Origin of the sequence: Streptomyces sp. CS113 (genome assembly GCF_002188365.1) — a bacterium.
In the GTDB taxonomy this organism is placed as follows: domain Bacteria; phylum Actinomycetota; class Actinomycetes; order Streptomycetales; family Streptomycetaceae; genus Streptomyces; species Streptomyces tendae.
The window spans coordinates 3,647,282-3,663,487 of the sequence record NZ_KZ195574.1 but is presented as its reverse complement, the minus strand read 5'-3'; the positions used below and the strand labels follow the sequence as shown (position 1 = coordinate 3,663,487).

Sequence of the window (16,206 nt, the reverse complement as noted above, 5' to 3'; positions counted from 1 at the left end):
ACGGCTCAGTACGCGCTGAAGACGTTGTCCATCGAGCCGTAGCGGTCGGCCGCGTAGTTGCAGGCGGCGGTGATGTTGGCGACCGGGTCGTACGGGTCCCAGGAGGTGCCCTCGACGTGGTACGCCTGGAAGGTCGGGTCGATCACCTGGAGCAGGCCCTTGGACGGGGTGCCGTTGATGGCGTTGATGTCCCAGTTGTTGATGGCGAGCGGGTTGCCGGAGGACTCCCGCATGATGTTGCGGTGAATGCCCTCGTAGGTCCCGGGGATGCCGTGCTGGGCCATGATGTCGAGCGACTCACGGATCCAGCCGTCGAGGTTGTCCGGGTAGGCCGTGGCCGCCGTGGTGGCGGTCGTGGCGGCGGCCGGGGTGGCCGCGGAGGCGGTGCTGGCGCCGATGAGCGGCAGCGCGAGCACCGCGGCACCGGCGCCGGCCACGGCGAGCTTCCGGGCGAGGCGGCTGGTGCGGGCGTGACGGTTCTGACCGTTGGCAGACATGCGGTGTCCCTCTCCTTACGCCTACGAGGTGAGCTGTCGGGTTCGGGCGGGGAGGTGCCCGGCCGCGCCCTGACGGGTACGGCTTCACCCCGAGCCGCTCCGGTGGTGACCGGCGCGGCGACTTACCTGGGTCCCCCGCTCCTGCCGGCGAGTGTGTTGGTGGATGACTGTGCGACGGGCGGTGGCAGGATTCGGCGTCCGCCCGACAGGCCGGGAACGTATGCGAGAGCACATGTCCGGAACAAGTGCAGGAATCACCCAACGCGCCTGTTGACCATGGTCTGAGGTGTTTGAGGCTCTTGATCCTTTGCTGTTGCCACGTCCCAACTGGCTTGCGGGGCAAAGGCGGGGCACAGGTTCGGGCGGGGTTGCTCGCAGGTGGCTCGAAGTGAGCCAACTCACTGGCTTAAACAAGCACCGCAAAACGGGCATTAGCCTCAACTGTGCGTCAACCGGCCGCGGGTGGCGACGGCTTCGAGTGTCGAGCGGCGAGGGGAGGGAAGCGAGTGGGGAGCGGGTGGCCGGGAAGGGGGTGGCCGTACCCGCCGGGGCGCGCGCGTGAACCGGCGTGGCAGGGGGTGGGTGCGCGTGTCGATCGGGTGACGTTCTCGAAGTGCGGGCCGTTGGGAGGAGTGATGGGATCTTCGGTGGCGGTTTCTGCTCCGTCCGCCCTCCGGGTCCGGCTCCCCTTGTTCTCTGGCCCTCCGGCGATGTCAACCGAAATCTGCTCATATCACCTGATCAAAAACATACCGTTCATGATCCGATACCGACCAGCCTGTAACGGTGGGCGCTAGCGGTGATCGAAACGTGACCGGATACGCTGACTTGAGTGGTGGCAGCGACCTATCGACAAACCAGGTAATCGCCGGGTAATCGCCAGTAGACACCAGCAGACAGGAGACCCCTCGTGACCGTCGTCGGGCCGTTCGGGCTGAGCGTGCGGGACCAGGCTCTGGAAGCCGATGTCCAGGCCGGATTGGTTGCTGTCGAGGAAGGGTTGCTCGAGGCAACCAAAAGCGAGGTGCCGTTCATCACGGAGGCCGCCCAGCACCTGGTGCGGGCCGGCGGGAAACGGTTCCGGCCGCTGCTGGTGATGCTCTCGGCCCAGTTCGGCGACCCCTACGCCCCCGGGATCGTGCCCTCGGCCGTGGTCGTGGAGCTGACCCACCTCGCCACGCTGTATCACGACGACGTGATGGACGAGGCCGCCGTGCGGCGCGGCGTGCCCAGTGCGAACACCCGCTGGGGCAACTCGGTCGCGGTCCTCACCGGCGACTTCCTGTTCGCCCGCGCATCGCAGATCCTCGCCGACCTCGGTCCCGAGGCCGTCCGGGTCCAGGCCCTCGCGTTCGAGCGGCTGGTCACCGGCCAGATCCTGGAGACGGCCGGCCCGCAGGACGGCCGCGACCCGGTCGACCACTACCTGGACGTGCTGGGCGGCAAGACGGGCTCGCTGGTGGCGGTCTCCTGCCGGTTCGGCGCGATGATGTCCGGCGCCGACGAGACGGTGGTGGACGTGCTGACCCAGTACGGCGAGCGGCTCGGTGTCGCCTTCCAGCTCGCGGACGACGTCCTGGACATCGCCTCCGACTCCGACGAGTCCGGCAAGACGCCCGGCACGGACCTGCGCGAGGGCATCCCCACCCTGCCCGTACTGCGGCTGCGTGAGCGGGCGGCCCGGCTGGGGCTCGCCGAGGACCTCGCGCTGTGCGAGCTGCTCGACTCCGACCTGAGCGACGACGCGCGGCACGCCGAGGCGCTGCGCCTGCTGCGCGCGCACCCCGCGCTGGAGCAGGCCCGCCGGGACACCGTCCGGTACGCCAAGGACGCCCGGGCCGCGCTGGCCCCGCTGCGGGAGTGCGACGCGAAGGCCTCGCTGATCGAGCTGTGCGACGCGGTGGTCCACCGGGCCGGCTGACCGCTCGGCGGCCCGTCACGAGCCGTCGGCTGTCTGCCGTTGCTGTCAGCTGTCTGCCGGTGCCGTCGGCTGTCTGCCAGTGCCGGCAGGTGTCTGCCGGTGTCGTCCGTCGCACCATTCGCTGCGCGCCGCCCATGACGCGCCGCCCGTGACGCGCCGTCCGTGACGTGCGTCACGCGTCGGGCCCGTCCGCTGCCGGGTGGCGTACAGCGGCCCCTACGGGCCGGGGGAGTCTGGGCCCTTGCGTGTCATCCCGCAGGAGTAGGCGGAGTTGAGCCCGGGGTCTGACGCCTGCGCTCCGGTGATTTGGTCAGATGGACACCACGGAAAAACACCAATCCTCACCGATTCGGGTGAGAATGGCGGCTCACGGGTGAACGCGTGCGAGGTCGCGAGACAGCCGCCGCCGACGACGGAGGTAGGGCAGACATGGCACCGATCGATTCCGACGACAGCACGACCGCCGGGGAGGGCGAGGAGCTGCGGGCCGGACGGCGCAAGGCCGCGCGGTACGTCGTCCCGGTCGCGGTGATGGGAGTGGCGGCCGTGACGATCGGGCTCGTCCCCGCGCTCGCCGACTCGGGCGACCCCGACCTGCCGAAGGTCACGGCGGAGCAGCTCATAGAGAAGATCGCCAAGTCGGACGTCGAGCAGCTGTCCGGCACCGTGCGCATCAACACCGACCTGGGCCTGCCGGACCTCGGCGGGCTGGAGAGCGGCCTGATGTCCGGAATGTCCGGAGGTCCGGGCTCCGGCGGGGACGGCGAGGGCTCCGCCGCCGACCCGTCGGCCAAGCTCACCGAGCTGGTGTCGGGCAGCCACACGCTGCGCGTCGCGGCCGACGGCCCCGACCGGCAGAAGCTCTCCCTCATGGAGAACGCCGCCGAGTACAGCCTGATCCACAACGGCAAGGACGTCTGGGGCTACGACAGCCAGTCCAACGAGGTCTACCACTCCACCGCCCCCGACGGCGCCGAGCGGCCGGAGAAGGACGTGCCGGCCACGCCGAAGGACTTCGCCGAGCAGGCGCTCAAGTCGGTCGACGACACCACGTCCGTGACCGTCGGCGGCACCGCGCAGGTGGCCGGCCGGGACGCCTACCGCCTGGTCGTCGAGCCCAAGCAGGAGGGGTCCACGGTCGGTGCGATCACCGTGGCCGTGGACGCCGAGACCGGTACCCCGCTGAAGTTCACCCTGACCCCGGCGAGCGGCGGCGCCGCCGTCGTGGACGTGGGCTTCACCAAGGTCAGCTTCGCGAAGCCGGACGCGTCGACGTTCGACTTCACGCCGCCCGCGGGAGCGAAGGTCACCGAGGCCGACGAGGCCGGCTCGCCCGACCAGGCCGGCGCGCCCGCCGATGCCCCGGAGCTCGGACGCAAGGCCGAGGGCGACCTTGCCAAGGGGATGGACGGCCTCAAGGTGATCGGCGAGGGCTGGAGCTCGATCGCCACCTTCGACACCGGCGCCCAGGGCGGTCTGCCCACGGGTTCCGAGGGCGACGACCTCGGCGCCCTCGGTGGTTTCCTCGGCTCCTTCGGGGACCAGGTCAAGGGCGACTTCGGCTCGGGCACGGTCTTCAAGACCCGCCTGGTCAACGCCCTGATCACGGACGACGGCAAGGTCTACGCCGGTGCGGTCACCAAGGACGCGCTGGTGAAGGCGGCCGACGCCGCGCAGTAGCAGTAGTAAGTACGTACGCGGCACCCCCACCCGTACGGCGAAGAGGACGAGAAGAGGGAGCCGATGGCCGAAGCGTCCGCCATGGAGCCGGAGCGCCCGGACCAGGAGCACGCGGATGACGCCGTCATCGCCACCCGCGGGCTCACCAAGCGCTACCGCGGCGGACAACTCGCCGTCGACGGTCTGGATCTGACCGTCCCGGCGGGCAGCGTCTTCGGCTTCCTCGGGCCCAACGGCTCCGGCAAGACCACCACCATCCGCATGCTGATGGGGCTGATCGAACCCACCTCGGGCAGCGCCCGGGTCCTCGGCCGGCCCATGCCGCGCGCGGCCCGCACCGTACTGCCCCGGGTCGGCGCCCTCATCGAGGGCCCGGCCCTGTACGGCTTCCTCTCCGGTCGGGACAACCTGCTGCGCTACGACGCCGCCGACCCGACCGCCGACCCGCGCACCCGGCGTGAGCGCGTAACCGCGGCGCTGGACCGGGTGGGCCTCGCGGCCGCAGGCGGCAAGAAGGCGAAGGCGTACTCGCTCGGCATGAAGCAGCGGCTGGGTCTCGCCGCGGCGCTGCTCCAGCCGCGCCGGCTGCTGGTGCTGGACGAGCCGACCAACGGACTCGACCCGCAGGGCATGCGCGAGATCCGCACCCTCGTACGCGAACTGGCCTCCGACGGCACCACCGTCTTCCTCTCCTCCCACCTGCTGGACGAGATCGAGCAGGTGTGCACCCACGCGGCCGTGATGGCACAGGGACGGCTGATCACCCAGGGCGCGGTCGCCGACCTGGCGGCCGGGGCGCGCGGTCGCCTGGTGGTGACCACGCCGGACCCGGGCGACGCCGCCCGGGTGCTGAAGGAGCAGGGGGCCGCGGACGTGGTCGTCGACGGGGAGAGGGTGACGTCGGAGCCACCGGAGCGCGACCTCGCCGAGGTGAACGCGGCGCTGGTCGCGGCCCGGGTCCGGGTCCGCGGCTTCGTGCTGGAGCGGGCCTCGCTGGAGGACGCGTTCGTGGCGCTGACCGGGGAGGGCTTCGATGTCGCGGGCTGAAGCGCAGGACGACCGGGCGGGGGAGCCCGCGATCACGGCGCCGGGTGCGCCGCCGGATCCGATCACGGCGCCGGGTGCGCCGCCGGATCCGAGTACGGAGCGGGGTGCGGTGGCGGGCCCGGGCGCCGTGCGGTCCCCGAGTCCGCTGTGGTCCTTCGGGCTGTTCCGCAGCGAGCTGCTGACCACCTTCCGGCGCTGGCGGACCCTCGCCCTGCTGGCCGTGCTCGCCGCCGTGCCGATCCTGGTGGGCATCGCCGTGAAGATCGAGACGAGCGACGGTTCCTCGCTCGGCGGCGGAGGCGGTGGCGGGGGCGGCGCGGGACCGGCCTTCATCGCGCAGATCAGCAACAACGGGCTGTTCCTGGTCTTCACCGCCCTCGCCGCGACCCTCCCCTTCTTCCTGCCGATGGCCATCGGCGTCGTCGCCGGTGACGCGATCGCGGGCGAGTCGAGCGCGGGCACGCTCCGCTACCTGCTGGTCGCCCCGGCCGGCCGCTCCCGGCTGCTGCTCACCAAGTACGCGACGGTGATCACCTTCTGTCTCGCCGCCACCCTGGTGGTCGCGGTCTCGGCGCTCGCCGTCGGCGCACTGCTGTTCCCGGTCGGTGACCTGATCACCATCTCCGGCACCCGGATCAGCTACGCCGAGGGTCTGGGCCGGGCGCTGCTGATCGCCCTGGTCGTGGCCGCCTCACTGGTCGGCATCGCGGCCCTCGGCCTGTTCGTCTCCACCCTGACGGGCAGCGGCATCGCGGCGATGGCCACCACGGTCGGACTGCTGATCACCGTGCAGATCCTCGACCAGATCCCCCAGCTCGACGCCCTCCAGCCGTACTTCTTCTCGCACTACTGGCTCTCCTTCGCCGACGTGATGCGCGAACCGGTCTACTGGGACGACCTGGTGAAGAACCTCGGCCTCCAGGCCCTCTACGCGGCGGTCTTCGGCTCGGCGGCCTGGGCCCGGTTCACGACGAAGGACATCACCGCGTAGTCACGACGTGGTCAAGGCGGCGGCCTGCTCGTACGGGAACCGTGCGAACGGCGCCTCCCGCGCGAAGAAGGTTTTCGCGCGGGCCAGCGCGTCCGTGTCCCGCAGGACGTCACCGGGCTTGCTGCCGTTGCCCAGCAGCACCCCGCCGAAGCGCATGCCCATGTACGCCGCCGAGTTGTTCAGGGCGCCGATCAGCGGGTCGGCGACCTCCTGCTCCTCGTGGGCGAGCGCGGTGACGCCCCACAGGGTGCGGCCGGCCAGGGTCGCCTTGAAGTCGAGGCCGGGGGTGCGCAGCCAGCCGGACCAGTGGTCGAGGTAGCGCTTGACCGGCGTGGACAGCGTGTACCAGTACAGCGGCGACGCGATCACGATGTCCGTGGCGGCGAGGGTGGCGTCGAGCAGCAGGCGCGCGTTGCCCTCCGTGGGGCGCTTGTGGTCGCTGTCGTGGCGCAGGTCCTCGAACTCCGGCAAGGGGTGTCGGGCCAGATCGATCCAGCGCTGCTCGACGTCCGCGGGCAACTGGTCTGCGGCGCGGCGGGCGAGCGACTCGGTGTTGCCGTCGGGTCGGGTGCTGCCCGGCAGGAAGAGGAAGCGGCGCGTCATCAGGACCCCAAGTTGATAGGCGACAGACGATAACCTGCGCCTGCATTATATGCACACGCATCGAGATGGCGCCCTGCGTACGTGGTCACCCGCGGCGTGACCTCCTGGAACGAGCCTGTGACACCCCGGTGACGTGAGAACCGGGAGCGAGCAGAGAGACTCGTCAGTAGGTGCACAACAGGCATGACAGGCTCTGGACGGCAGGAACGTGAACCGCCGACGGAAGCCGCCGATGAGTGGGGGAACGATGTCTCGACTCGGCCGCGACAGGCAGCGGGAACACGAGCGCGCCGAGGGCTCGCCCGATCCCGGCGCGACGCCGATCGACGTCCGCGTGCCGGGCGGCGACCACGGCGCACGCGGTGCCACGGTCGACGGTTCGCCGGTCGTCGCGGCCCCGGGCGAGGAGATCCAGAACGCCGTCCTGAACCGGCTCCACCGCCTCGCCGTCGCCGCCGGTCACCCCGTCCTCGCCACGATCCACGATCGGCGCCTCGGCTACTCCGTCCCCCTCCGGGTCGATCCGGACGGCTCCAGCCACCTCGCCGCGGAACCGATGCCGACGGCGCCGGAGGACGTGCCTGCGGACGGGCCGGCGGAGGCGTCAGCGGAGGCGCTCGTGACGGCTCCCTCGGCAGCACCCGTACGGCAGGACCGGCACACCCGCGTCCTGCGCCCGGTGGCACCGGTCCGGGACAGTGCGCGGACGGTCCCGCTGCCGGCGGTGCCCGGCGCGGGGCGGGAGCGGTCCGGGGGCGAGTCGGCACCGACGTTCACGCTGCGTGCCCTGCCGGAACCGGCCGGGGAGACGCCGCCCGGCACGGTGGCGCCGCCGACGGGTGCGTTCGGACCGCCGCCGCGCATGGACGCCGCTGCCACGCCCGGCGCCTCGCAGGCCGCGGGGCCGCGACCGACGCCCGGCCCGTTCACCGCCGCGCCCGCGCCGACTCCCGCACCGGACCCGATCCCCGAACCGGCACCGGCACCGGACCCGATCCCCGAGCCGGCACCGATCCCCGCATTCGCACCGGCTCCCGCTCGCCCCGCCCCCGCCCCCGCCCCCGCCCTCAAGTCGAAAGCCGCGCCGGCTTCGGACCTCGGCCCCCGCCCCGACGCGTACTCCGACCCCGATCCGAAGCCCACCCCCGCCCGCGGGTTCGACGCCGTGGCCGAGGCCGTGCTCGGGGACGCACCGCTCACCGCGCCCGGCGACGCCACCGCACCCGCGCTGCTCGCGGAGCCGACGGTCCGCATCAACGAGGCCGTCAAGGAGGGGCGTACGGAGGTCGCGGCGCGGCTGGCGCAGGAGACGGTGGCGGAGGCCTCGCGCACCCTGGGGCCGGAGCACCCGGAGGTACTCCGGCTGCGGGAACTCACGGCGTACATCGCCTACTTGTCGGGCGACCCGGACCGCGCCTTCCAGCTCTCCCTCGACCTGGCCCGGATACACCGGCGCTCGGGCGACGCCGAGGCCGCGTACGGCAACGTCCAGAGCGCGGCGACCGCCTGGCGTGCCGTTCGCGACCCCGCACGGGGCCTGGAGCTGGGGAACGACCTGGTCGGGCTGTGGGACGAACTCGCCGCCGAGGAGGGCCCGGCCGCCGAGGACGCCGAGGAACTGGAGTCCGCCCGCACCCGCATCGGCCGCCTCACCGCACGCGTCCGCGCCCGGACGGACTGACGGCGCCCGGACGGACTGGCGACGCCCGCGCGGGCCAACGACGCCGACGCGCACCGACGCGCCCACGCGGGCCGACGACGCCCACGTGGGCCGGTCCTCTCTGGGCGGATGCCCTACTGCGACAGTCCCCAGACCGCGTACGCGATGGCGTCGCTGTTGCGGTCCAGGGCCGTGTCGTTGATGTTGGCGGTCGTGTCGCAGGACGAGTGGTAGCAGCGGTCGAAGGGCTGGCCCACGGTGCCGCCCCACTTGGCCGCCTGCGCGGACGTCTTGCGGTAGTCCGCGCCGCTGAAGAGCCCGCCCACGGGGACGCCCGCGTTCTTGAAGGGCGCGTGGTCGGAGCGTCCGTCGCCCTCGGTCTCGATCTCCGTGGGGATGCCAAGCCCGGCGTAGTAGTCCTTGAACGTCTTCTCGATCGTGGGATCGTCGTCGTAGACGAAGTAGCCGGGGTTGGGCGAACCGATCATGTCGAAGTTCAGATAGCCGCTGATCTTCGCGCGCTCGGCGGAGCCGAGGCTGTTGACGTAGTAGCGGGAGCCGACGAGGCCCAGCTCCTCTGCGCCCCACCAGGCGAAGCGCAGGTGCTTGGTGGGCCGGTAGTCGGACCGGGCCACGGCGAGCGCGGTCTCCAGGACGGCCGAGGAGCCGGAGCCGTTGTCGTTGATGCCGGGCCCGGAGGTGACGCTGTCCAGGTGTGACCCGGCCATGACAACCTGATTCGCGTCGCCGCCGGGCCAGTCCGCTATCAGGTTGTACCCGGTGCGGCCCGAGGCGGTGAACTGCTGGACGCGGGTGGTGAACCCGGCCGCGTCCAGCTTGGCCTTCACGTAGTTGAGGGACGCCTGGTAGCCGGCGCGGCCGTGGGCGCGGTTGCCGCCGTTCGCCGTGGCGATCGACTGGAGCTGCGAGAGATGGGCCTTGACGTTGGCTATCGGTATGTCGGGCGCGGCGGCGACAGTGGCGCCGGCGCCGGCGCCGGCGGCGGGGTGCGCGGTCGCGGTCGCGGGCGCGGTCGCGGGCGCCGCACCGGCCGCGGAACCGCCGGTCACCAGAGTGGCGACGGCGACGGCTCCGGCCGTGAGCGCGCGCCCGGAAAGGAGGAGCTTCATGTGGGGGGCTCCGAATTCCTAGGGGGCCCCTGGGGAGGGGACCCCGCAGTGAATGGGGTGCCTGGATGGTGCGGGCGGGGCTGACCGCCCGTCAAGACCGTTATCCGGCCACGGCGTCACACATACCGGAAGCCCCCAGCTCGCACCCCGGGTGCGCCCGGCCCCGGCGCACCCGGCCCCGGTGCGCCCGGCCCCGATGCCGCCCTAGTGGACGCAGAACTCGTTCCCCTCGGGATCCGTCATCAGCACCCACTCCCCGCCCGCCTCCTTCACGTGCCGCTGCACACTCGCCCCCAGCGCCTCGAGCCGGGCGACCTCCTCCTCCCGCCGGCCGTCCGCGGCGTGCACGTCGAGGTGGACCCGGTTCTTGACGGTCTTGGCCTCCGGTACGCGCTGGAACAGCAGCCGTCGTCCCAGCCCGGTGCCGCTCTCCTCCTGGAAGGGGTCGTCGGGGTGGCGTACGGCGGCCAGGTCCCGCCAGGCGCGGCGGCCGTGGGACTCGACGGTCAACTCCGCCGGTACCGCCCCGAAGCCCAGCAGTTTCTCGATGAGCGCGCTGTTGTCCTCCACCTCGTAGTGGAGGGCCGCGGCCCAGAAGTCCGCCTGCGCGTGCGGGGCGGCCGCGTCGACGACGATCTTGAAGTGCAGGGGTGCCGGTCTTGAGGTCGCTGTCATGTAACCACTTATACTGGTTGCATGACCGAGCGGACAACGGAATCGCCGGAATCGCGGAAATCGCGGGAAGCGCCGAAGTCGGTCCCGGGCCGGCCTCCCGGCCTGACGCTGGTGTCGTCCCAGGGGAAGTCGTACCGCTTCGACCCCGGTGCGCTCTGCCTCGAACTGCTGACGACGGGAGGGCCGGGCGACTTCGCGCGCTGGGAGGTGCTGCACGAGCCCGCCGATCTGCTGGCCTGGGCCGACCGCAGCCGGCTGCCGGACGGGCTGGACCTGTCGGTGGACGGGACGGACGTGCGACGGGCCAGGGATCTGCGCGACGCCCTCTTCCTCCTCGCCGCCGACCGCGCCCACGGACGGCCGCTCAGCCCCGGCCACCTGGACGTCGTCAACGCCGCCGCGGCCGAGCCCCCGCTCACCACCCGCCTCGAACCGGACGGCAGGCGCGGCTGGGCCCCGGGCGCCACCGGGCCCCGGCTGCTGTCGACGGTGGCGCGCGACGCGATCGAGCTGTTCACCGGCCCGTACGCGGACCGCATCCGCGAGTGCGGCGCGCACAACTGCTATCTGCTGTTCGTCGACACCTCACGCCCCGGGCGCCGCCGCTGGTGCGCGATGGAACACTGCGGCAACCGGGAGAAGGTCCGTGCCCACCGTGCCCGGCAGGCGCCGGACGAACACTGACCCGGCGCCCACGAGTGACGCTACGGCTGCCCCGCCCTGGCGCCGTGCTGCCGCTGGGTCGCGTCGGTGGAACCGGGCGCCGGAGTCCCGGCGGCCACGACCCCCGGCTCCCGCGGAGCGGCTCCCCCCTTCACCGGCGGCACGCCCGCGCCCGCCCGGTCCAGCTGCTCCCGCAGCGCTCGCGCACTCCGGTGGGCCGTGCGCAACGCGTCCCAGGTGAGCAGGGTCAGCGCCAGCCAGACCAGCCCGAAGCCCGCCCAGCGCTCGGGCGGCATGGCCTCGCCGAAGTAGAGGATGCCGAGCAGGAACTGGAAGACCGGTGCCAGGTACTGGAGCAGTCCCAGCGTGGACAGCGGCACGCGGATCGCCGCCGCGCCGAAGCAGACCAGCGGGATCGCCGTGACGATGCCGGTCGCGGCGAGCAGGGCCGAGTGCCCGAGGCCCTCGGTGGTGAAGGTCGACTCGCCCCGGGCGCCCAGCCACAGCAGAAAACCGAGCGCCGGCAGGAACTGGATCGCCGTCTCGGCCGCCAGCGACTCGACGCCGCCGAGGTTGACCTTCTTCTTCACCAGCCCGTAGGTGGCGAAGGAGAAGGCGAGGCAGAGCGAGATCCACGGCGGCTGGCCGTAGCCGACGGCGAGGACCAGTACGGCCGCGAAGCCGGTGCCGACCGCCGCCCACTGCGCGGGCCGCAGCCGCTCCTTGAGCAGGAGCACGCCCATCGCGATGGTGACCAGCGGGTTGATGAAGTACCCGAGCGAGGCCTCGACGACATGGCCGCTGTTCACGGCCCAGATGTAGACGCCCCAGTTGATGGTGATGACCGCCGCGGCGACCGTGACCAGGGCGAGCCTGCGCGGCTGCCGCAGCAGCTCGCCGGCCCAGGCCCAGCGCCGTACGAAGAGCAGGGCGACGGCGACGAAGGCCAGGGACCACACCATCCGGTGGGCGAGGATCTCCCCGGCCCCGGCGGGCTTGAGCAACGGCCAGAACAGCGGGACGAGGCCCCACATCCCGTATGCCGCGAAGCCGTTCAGCAGGCCTATGCGCTGATCACTCCTGGACGACCCGGCCACGGGCACCTCCTTCTCGCACACGGCATGCCGGGGACGGGGAGGCATGCCAGGACGAAGGTAGCGCCGCAGCCGCCCGCCTGTCATGCCCGTATCGCCATACGGTCATGACAGGTGAGGTGTGCGAGGAGAGCGGAGGTCAGCCCTTGAGGGCGGCGGCGACGGCCTCCGCGAGCGGCGTCGTCGGGCGGCCGGCCAGCCGGGACAGGTCCCCGGTGGAGACGACCAGCTCGCCCTTGGCGATGGCGGCGTCCACGCCCGCGAAGACGTCCGCGAGCGGCCCGGGCACCCCGGCGCCGGTCAGGATGCCGGTGTACGCCTCGATGGAGACGGGGTTGTAGACGATCTCCTTGCCCGTCTGCCGGCTCAGCTCGGCGGCGTACTCGGCGAAGCCCCAGGCCTCGTCGCCGCCCAGCTCGTACGCCGTGTTCTCGTGGCCCTCACCGGTCAGTACGGCGACGGCGGCGGCCGCGTAGTCGGCGCGGGAGGCGGACGAGACCCGGCCCTCGCCGGCCGCCTGCACGACGGCGCCGTGCTCCAGGACCGGGGCGAGCTGCTCGGTGTAGTTCTCGTGGTACCAGCCGTTGCGCAGCAGCACGTACGGCACGCCCGAGCCGACCAGCACCTCCTCGGTGGCCCGGTGGTCGTCGGCGAGCGCGGCCTTCAGGCTGCTGGGGGCGCTGGTGTAGGCGAGCAGCGCGACGCCGGCCTTCTTCGCCGCGTCGATCACGATCGTGTGCTGCCGCACGCGGCCCTTGTCGAACTCGTTGCCGGAGATCAGCAGGACGCGGTCCCCGGCCGCGAACAGGTCGTCGAAGGTCTCGGGAAAGTTGTAGTCGGCGACCGCGAGCCGTACGCCGCGGGCGGCCAGGTCGGCGGCCCTGTCACGGTCCCGGACGACGGCGGTGACCTGGTCGGCCGGCACCTTCTCCAGCAGTTGCCGCACGACGTGGCGGCCGAGGTGTCCGGTGGCTCCGGTGACGACGATGCTCATGGCTTCAGTGCTCCTAGTGGGGGTGCGTTGCCACTAACCCTAGAAGGCGCGCTGTCTAAAGGAAAGTGCCCACTTTAAAGTAAGGTACGTACTTCTGGGTAAGGGGAAGGGCCCGGACGATACTCGTCCGGGCCCTCGTGTGCCGTGTACCGCGGCCTGTCAGCCGACGACCGTCCAGGTGTCGTTGCCGGCGAGCAGCGCGGCGAGGTCGCCCTTGCCCTGCTGCTCGACGGCGGTGTCGAGCTGGTCCGACATCAGCGTGTCGTAGACCGGCCGCTCGACGGAGCGCAGGACGCCGATCGGCGTGTGGTGCAGGGTGTCGGGGTCGGCGAGGCGCGAGAGCGCGAACGCCGTGGTCGGGGACGTCGCGTGGGCGTCGTGGACCAGGACGTCCGCCTCGTTGTCCGCGGTGACGGTGACGACCTCCAGGTCGCCGGTGCGCGGGTCGCGTACGACGCCCTTGGCACCGTCGGCGCCGAAACGGATCGGCTCCCCGTGCTCCAGGCAGATCACCGCCTCCTCGGCCTGCTCCCTGTCCTTGAGGGCCTCGAAGGCGCCGTCGTTGAAGATGTTGCAGTTCTGGTAGATCTCGATCAGGGCGGTGCCGGGGTGCTCGGCGGCCTGCCGCAGAACCTCGGTCAGGTGCTTGCGATCGGAGTCGACGGTCCGGGCGACGAAGGACGCCTCCGCGCCGAGGGCGAGGGAGACCGGGTTGAAGGGGGCGTCCAGCGATCCCATCGGGGTCGACTTGGTGATCTTCCCGACCTCGGAGGTGGGGGAGTACTGCCCCTTGGTAAGGCCGTAGATCCGGTTGTTGAACAGGAGGATCTTGAGGTTGACGTTGCGGCGCAGGGCGTGGATGAGGTGGTTGCCGCCGATCGAGAGGGCGTCGCCGTCGCCGGTGACGACCCAGACGGACAGGTCGCGGCGGGAGGCGGCGAGGCCGGTGGCGATGGCGGGGGCCCGGCCGTGGATGGAGTGCATCCCGTAGGTGTTCATGTAGTACGGGAAGCGGGAGGAGCAGCCGATGCCGGAGACGAAGACGATGTTCTCCTTGGCCAGACCGAGCTGGGGCATGAAGCCCTGCACGGCGGCGAGGATGGCGTAGTCGCCGCAGCCGGGGCACCAGCGCACTTCCTGGTCCGACTTGAAGTCCTTCATGGACTGCTTGCCCTCGGCCTTCGGCACGAGCTGGAGCAGTGCGTTGCCGTCAGCCATCGATGGCCTCCTTCAGGACCGTGGCGAGCTGTTCCGCCTTGAACGGCATGCCGTTGACCTGGTTGTACGACTGGGCGTCGACCAGGTACTTCGCCCGGATCAGGGTGGCGAGCTGGCCAAGGTTCATCTCCGGGACCACCACCTTGTCGTAGCGGCCCAGGAGGTCGCCGAGGTTGGCCGGGAAGGGGTTGAGGTGGCGCAGGTGGGCCTGGGCGATCCGGCCGCCCTCCTTGCGGATCCGCCGCACGGCGGCGGTGATCGGCCCGTACGTCGAGCCCCAGCCGAGCACCAGCGTCCGCGCGCCGTCCGGGTCGTCGACGTCCAGGTCGGGGACCTCGATGCCGTCGATCTTGGCCTGCCGGATGCGGACCATGAAGTCGTGGTTGGCCGGGTCGTAGGAGATGTTCCCGGTGCCGTCCTGCTTCTCGATGCCGCCGATCCGGTGTTCCAGACCCGGCGTGCCCGGCACCGCCCACGGGCGGGCCAGGGTCTGCGGGTCGCGCTGGTAGGGCCAGAACACCTCGGTGCCGTCGTCCAGCGTGTGGTTCGGGCCCTGCGCGAACCGCACCGCCAGGTCGGGCAGTTCGTCCGGTTCGGGGATCCGCCAGGGTTCGGAGCCGTTGGCCAGGTAGCCGTCGGACAGGAGGAAGACCGGAGTGCGGTACGTCACCGCGATCCGCGCCGCCTCCAGAGCGGCCTCGAAGCAGTCGGCCGGGGTGCGCGGGGCGACGACCGGGACCGGCGCCTCGCCGTTGCGCCCGTACATCGCCTGCAACAGGTCGGCCTGCTCCGTCTTGGTCGGCAGGCCCGTCGACGGGCCGCCGCGCTGGATGTCCACCACCAGCAGCGGCAGCTCCAGACTCACCGCGAGCCCGATCGTCTCCGACTTCAGCGCCACCCCCGGACCGGAGGTGGTGGTGACGGCGAGCGAGCCGCCGAAGGCCGCACCCAGCGCCGCCCCGATTCCGGCGATCTCGTCCTCCGCCTGGAAGGTGCGCACGCCGAAGTTCTTGTGCCGGGACAGCTCGTGCAGGATGTCGGAGGCCGGGGTGATCGGGTACGAGCCCAGGAACAGCGGCAGGTCCGCCTGCCGGGAGGCGGCGATCAGGCCGTAGGCCAGCGCCAGGTTCCCGGAGATGTTGCGGTAGGTGCCGGGCGGGAAGGCCGTCGCCGCCGGCGCCACCTCGTAGGAGACGGCGAAGTCCTCCGTGGTCTCACCGAAGTTCCAGCCCGCGCGGTAGGCCGCGATGTTGGCGGCGGCGATGTCCGGCTTCTTCGCGAACTTCGACTTCAGGAACTTCTCCGTGCCCTCGGTGGGCCGGTGGTACATCCACGACAGCAGCCCGAGCGCGAACATGTTCTTGCTGCGCTCGGCCTCCTTGCGGCTGAGGTCGAACTCCTTGAGCGCCTCGACGGTCAGCGTCGTCAACGGCACCGGATGCAGGTGGTACCCGTCGAGGGAGCCGTCCTCCAGCGGAGAAGTGTCGTAGCCGACCTTCTGCATCGCCCGCCGGGTGAACTCGTCCGTGTTCACGATGATCTCCGCGCCGCGCGGCAGATCACCGACGTTCGCCTTCAGGGCGGCCGGGTTCATCGCCACCAGCACGTTGGGGGCGTCGCCCGGCGTGAGGATGTCGTGGTCGGCGAAGTGCAGCTGGAAGGAGGAGACTCCCGGCAGGGTGCCGGCGGGTGCCCGGATCTCGGCCGGGAAGTTCGGCAGCGTCGACAGATCGTTGCCGAAGGACGCCGTCTCCGAGGTGAAACGGTCGCCGGTGAGCTGCATCCCGTCGCCCGAGTCCCCCGCGAACCTGATGATCACTCGGTCCAGCCGGCGGACGTCCTTCGCCCCGACCGGTTTGCGCTGCGCTCCCACGACGGTCTCGTCGGTACCGTCGGCCTGCTCCGCTGGGCTGCTGACCTGGCTGGTCACTTACTGGACCTCCCTAGGGACGGCTGTCCGGGGACTGGTCTCCCACCGACCGTCCCAGGATCAACCCTACGTCCGCGTGCCATGAGTTCCGGTGGACATTCGC

General features: G+C 71.6%; 14 protein-coding genes and 1 riboswitch. Of the genes, 6 read left to right on the top strand and 8 right to left on the bottom strand.

All coding sequences use genetic code 11. From position 1 onward, the window contains the following. Positions 1 to 5: 5 nt before the first annotated feature. Positions 6 to 497 (bottom strand): transglycosylase SLT domain-containing protein, encoded by a 492-nt coding sequence (locus B9W62_RS16030; protein WP_087807801.1) that lies wholly within the window; start codon positions 495 to 497, stop codon positions 6 to 8. Positions 498 to 501: 4 nt separating this feature from the next. Continuing rightward, positions 502 to 669: riboswitch (cyclic di-AMP (ydaO/yuaA leader) on the bottom strand. Between the two features lie 738 nt (positions 670 to 1,407). On the opposite strand from B9W62_RS16030, the gene B9W62_RS16025 reads away from it, so the two are divergent. The 4 genes from B9W62_RS16025 (at position 1,408) to B9W62_RS16010 (ending at position 6,136) form a co-directional block, all read left to right on the top strand. Continuing rightward, the gene (locus tag B9W62_RS16025; protein ID WP_087807800.1) at positions 1,408 to 2,418 is read left to right on the top strand and encodes a polyprenyl synthetase family protein; all 1,011 of its coding nucleotides are present in this window, start codon (positions 1,408 to 1,410) and stop codon (positions 2,416 to 2,418) included. A gap of 429 nt (positions 2,419 to 2,847) precedes the next feature. Then, positions 2,848 to 4,098 (top strand): LolA family protein, encoded by a 1,251-nt coding sequence (locus B9W62_RS16020; RefSeq protein ID WP_087807799.1) that lies wholly within the window; start codon positions 2,848 to 2,850, stop codon positions 4,096 to 4,098. Positions 4,099 to 4,161: 63 nt separating this feature from the next. Beyond that, entirely contained in the window at positions 4,162 to 5,145 is a 984-nt protein-coding gene (locus tag B9W62_RS16015) for an ABC transporter ATP-binding protein (protein WP_087807798.1), read from the top strand. After that, positions 5,132 to 6,136: an ABC transporter permease gene (locus tag B9W62_RS16010; RefSeq protein ID WP_256976413.1), complete on the top strand. Its 1,005-nt coding sequence runs from the start codon at positions 5,132 to 5,134 to the stop codon at positions 6,134 to 6,136. Before B9W62_RS16015 ends, B9W62_RS16010 begins: the two co-directional genes overlap by 14 nt. Here B9W62_RS16010 and B9W62_RS16005 read toward each other — a convergent pair whose 3' ends face one another. Then, a complete protein-coding gene (locus B9W62_RS16005; protein ID WP_087807797.1) occupies positions 6,137 to 6,739 on the bottom strand; it encodes a flavodoxin family protein in 603 nt (200 codons plus the stop codon). Between the two features lie 247 nt (positions 6,740 to 6,986). On the opposite strand from B9W62_RS16005, the gene B9W62_RS16000 reads away from it, so the two are divergent. Next, positions 6,987 to 8,420: a tetratricopeptide repeat protein gene (locus B9W62_RS16000; protein WP_179235511.1), complete on the top strand. Its 1,434-nt coding sequence runs from the start codon at positions 6,987 to 6,989 to the stop codon at positions 8,418 to 8,420. A gap of 113 nt (positions 8,421 to 8,533) precedes the next feature. On the opposite strand, the gene B9W62_RS15995 is transcribed toward B9W62_RS16000, so the two are convergent. Further along, entirely contained in the window at positions 8,534 to 9,529 is a 996-nt protein-coding gene (locus tag B9W62_RS15995) for a M28 family metallopeptidase (protein ID WP_087807796.1), read from the bottom strand. A 204-nt stretch (positions 9,530 to 9,733) separates the two neighbouring features. Continuing rightward, the gene (locus tag B9W62_RS15990) at positions 9,734 to 10,204 is read right to left on the bottom strand and encodes a VOC family protein (protein ID WP_087807795.1); all 471 of its coding nucleotides are present in this window, start codon (positions 10,202 to 10,204) and stop codon (positions 9,734 to 9,736) included. Positions 10,205 to 10,225: 21 nt separating this feature from the next. On the opposite strand from B9W62_RS15990, the gene B9W62_RS15985 reads away from it, so the two are divergent. Further along, on the top strand, positions 10,226 to 10,888 hold the full coding sequence (locus B9W62_RS15985; protein ID WP_179235510.1) for a CGNR zinc finger domain-containing protein: 663 nt from the start codon (positions 10,226 to 10,228) through the stop codon (positions 10,886 to 10,888). Between the two features lie 20 nt (positions 10,889 to 10,908). Here the strand turns inward: B9W62_RS15985 and rarD are convergent, their stop codons facing one another. The 4 genes from rarD to B9W62_RS15965 form a co-directional block, all read right to left on the bottom strand. Continuing rightward, positions 10,909 to 11,964, bottom strand: a complete 1,056-nt coding sequence (gene rarD / locus B9W62_RS15980; RefSeq protein WP_087807793.1) for an EamA family transporter RarD — start codon at positions 11,962 to 11,964, stop codon at positions 10,909 to 10,911. A 136-nt stretch (positions 11,965 to 12,100) separates the two neighbouring features. After that, entirely contained in the window at positions 12,101 to 12,955 is an 855-nt protein-coding gene (locus B9W62_RS15975) for an SDR family oxidoreductase (protein WP_087807792.1), read from the bottom strand. Between the two features lie 159 nt (positions 12,956 to 13,114). Beyond that, positions 13,115 to 14,173 (bottom strand): 2-oxoacid:ferredoxin oxidoreductase subunit beta, encoded by a 1,059-nt coding sequence (locus B9W62_RS15970; RefSeq protein WP_087807791.1) that lies wholly within the window; start codon positions 14,171 to 14,173, stop codon positions 13,115 to 13,117. After that, positions 14,166 to 16,103 (bottom strand): 2-oxoacid:acceptor oxidoreductase subunit alpha, encoded by a 1,938-nt coding sequence (locus tag B9W62_RS15965; protein WP_087807790.1) that lies wholly within the window; start codon positions 16,101 to 16,103, stop codon positions 14,166 to 14,168. Before B9W62_RS15965 ends, B9W62_RS15970 begins: the two co-directional genes overlap by 8 nt. Positions 16,104 to 16,206: the final 103 nt, after the last annotated feature.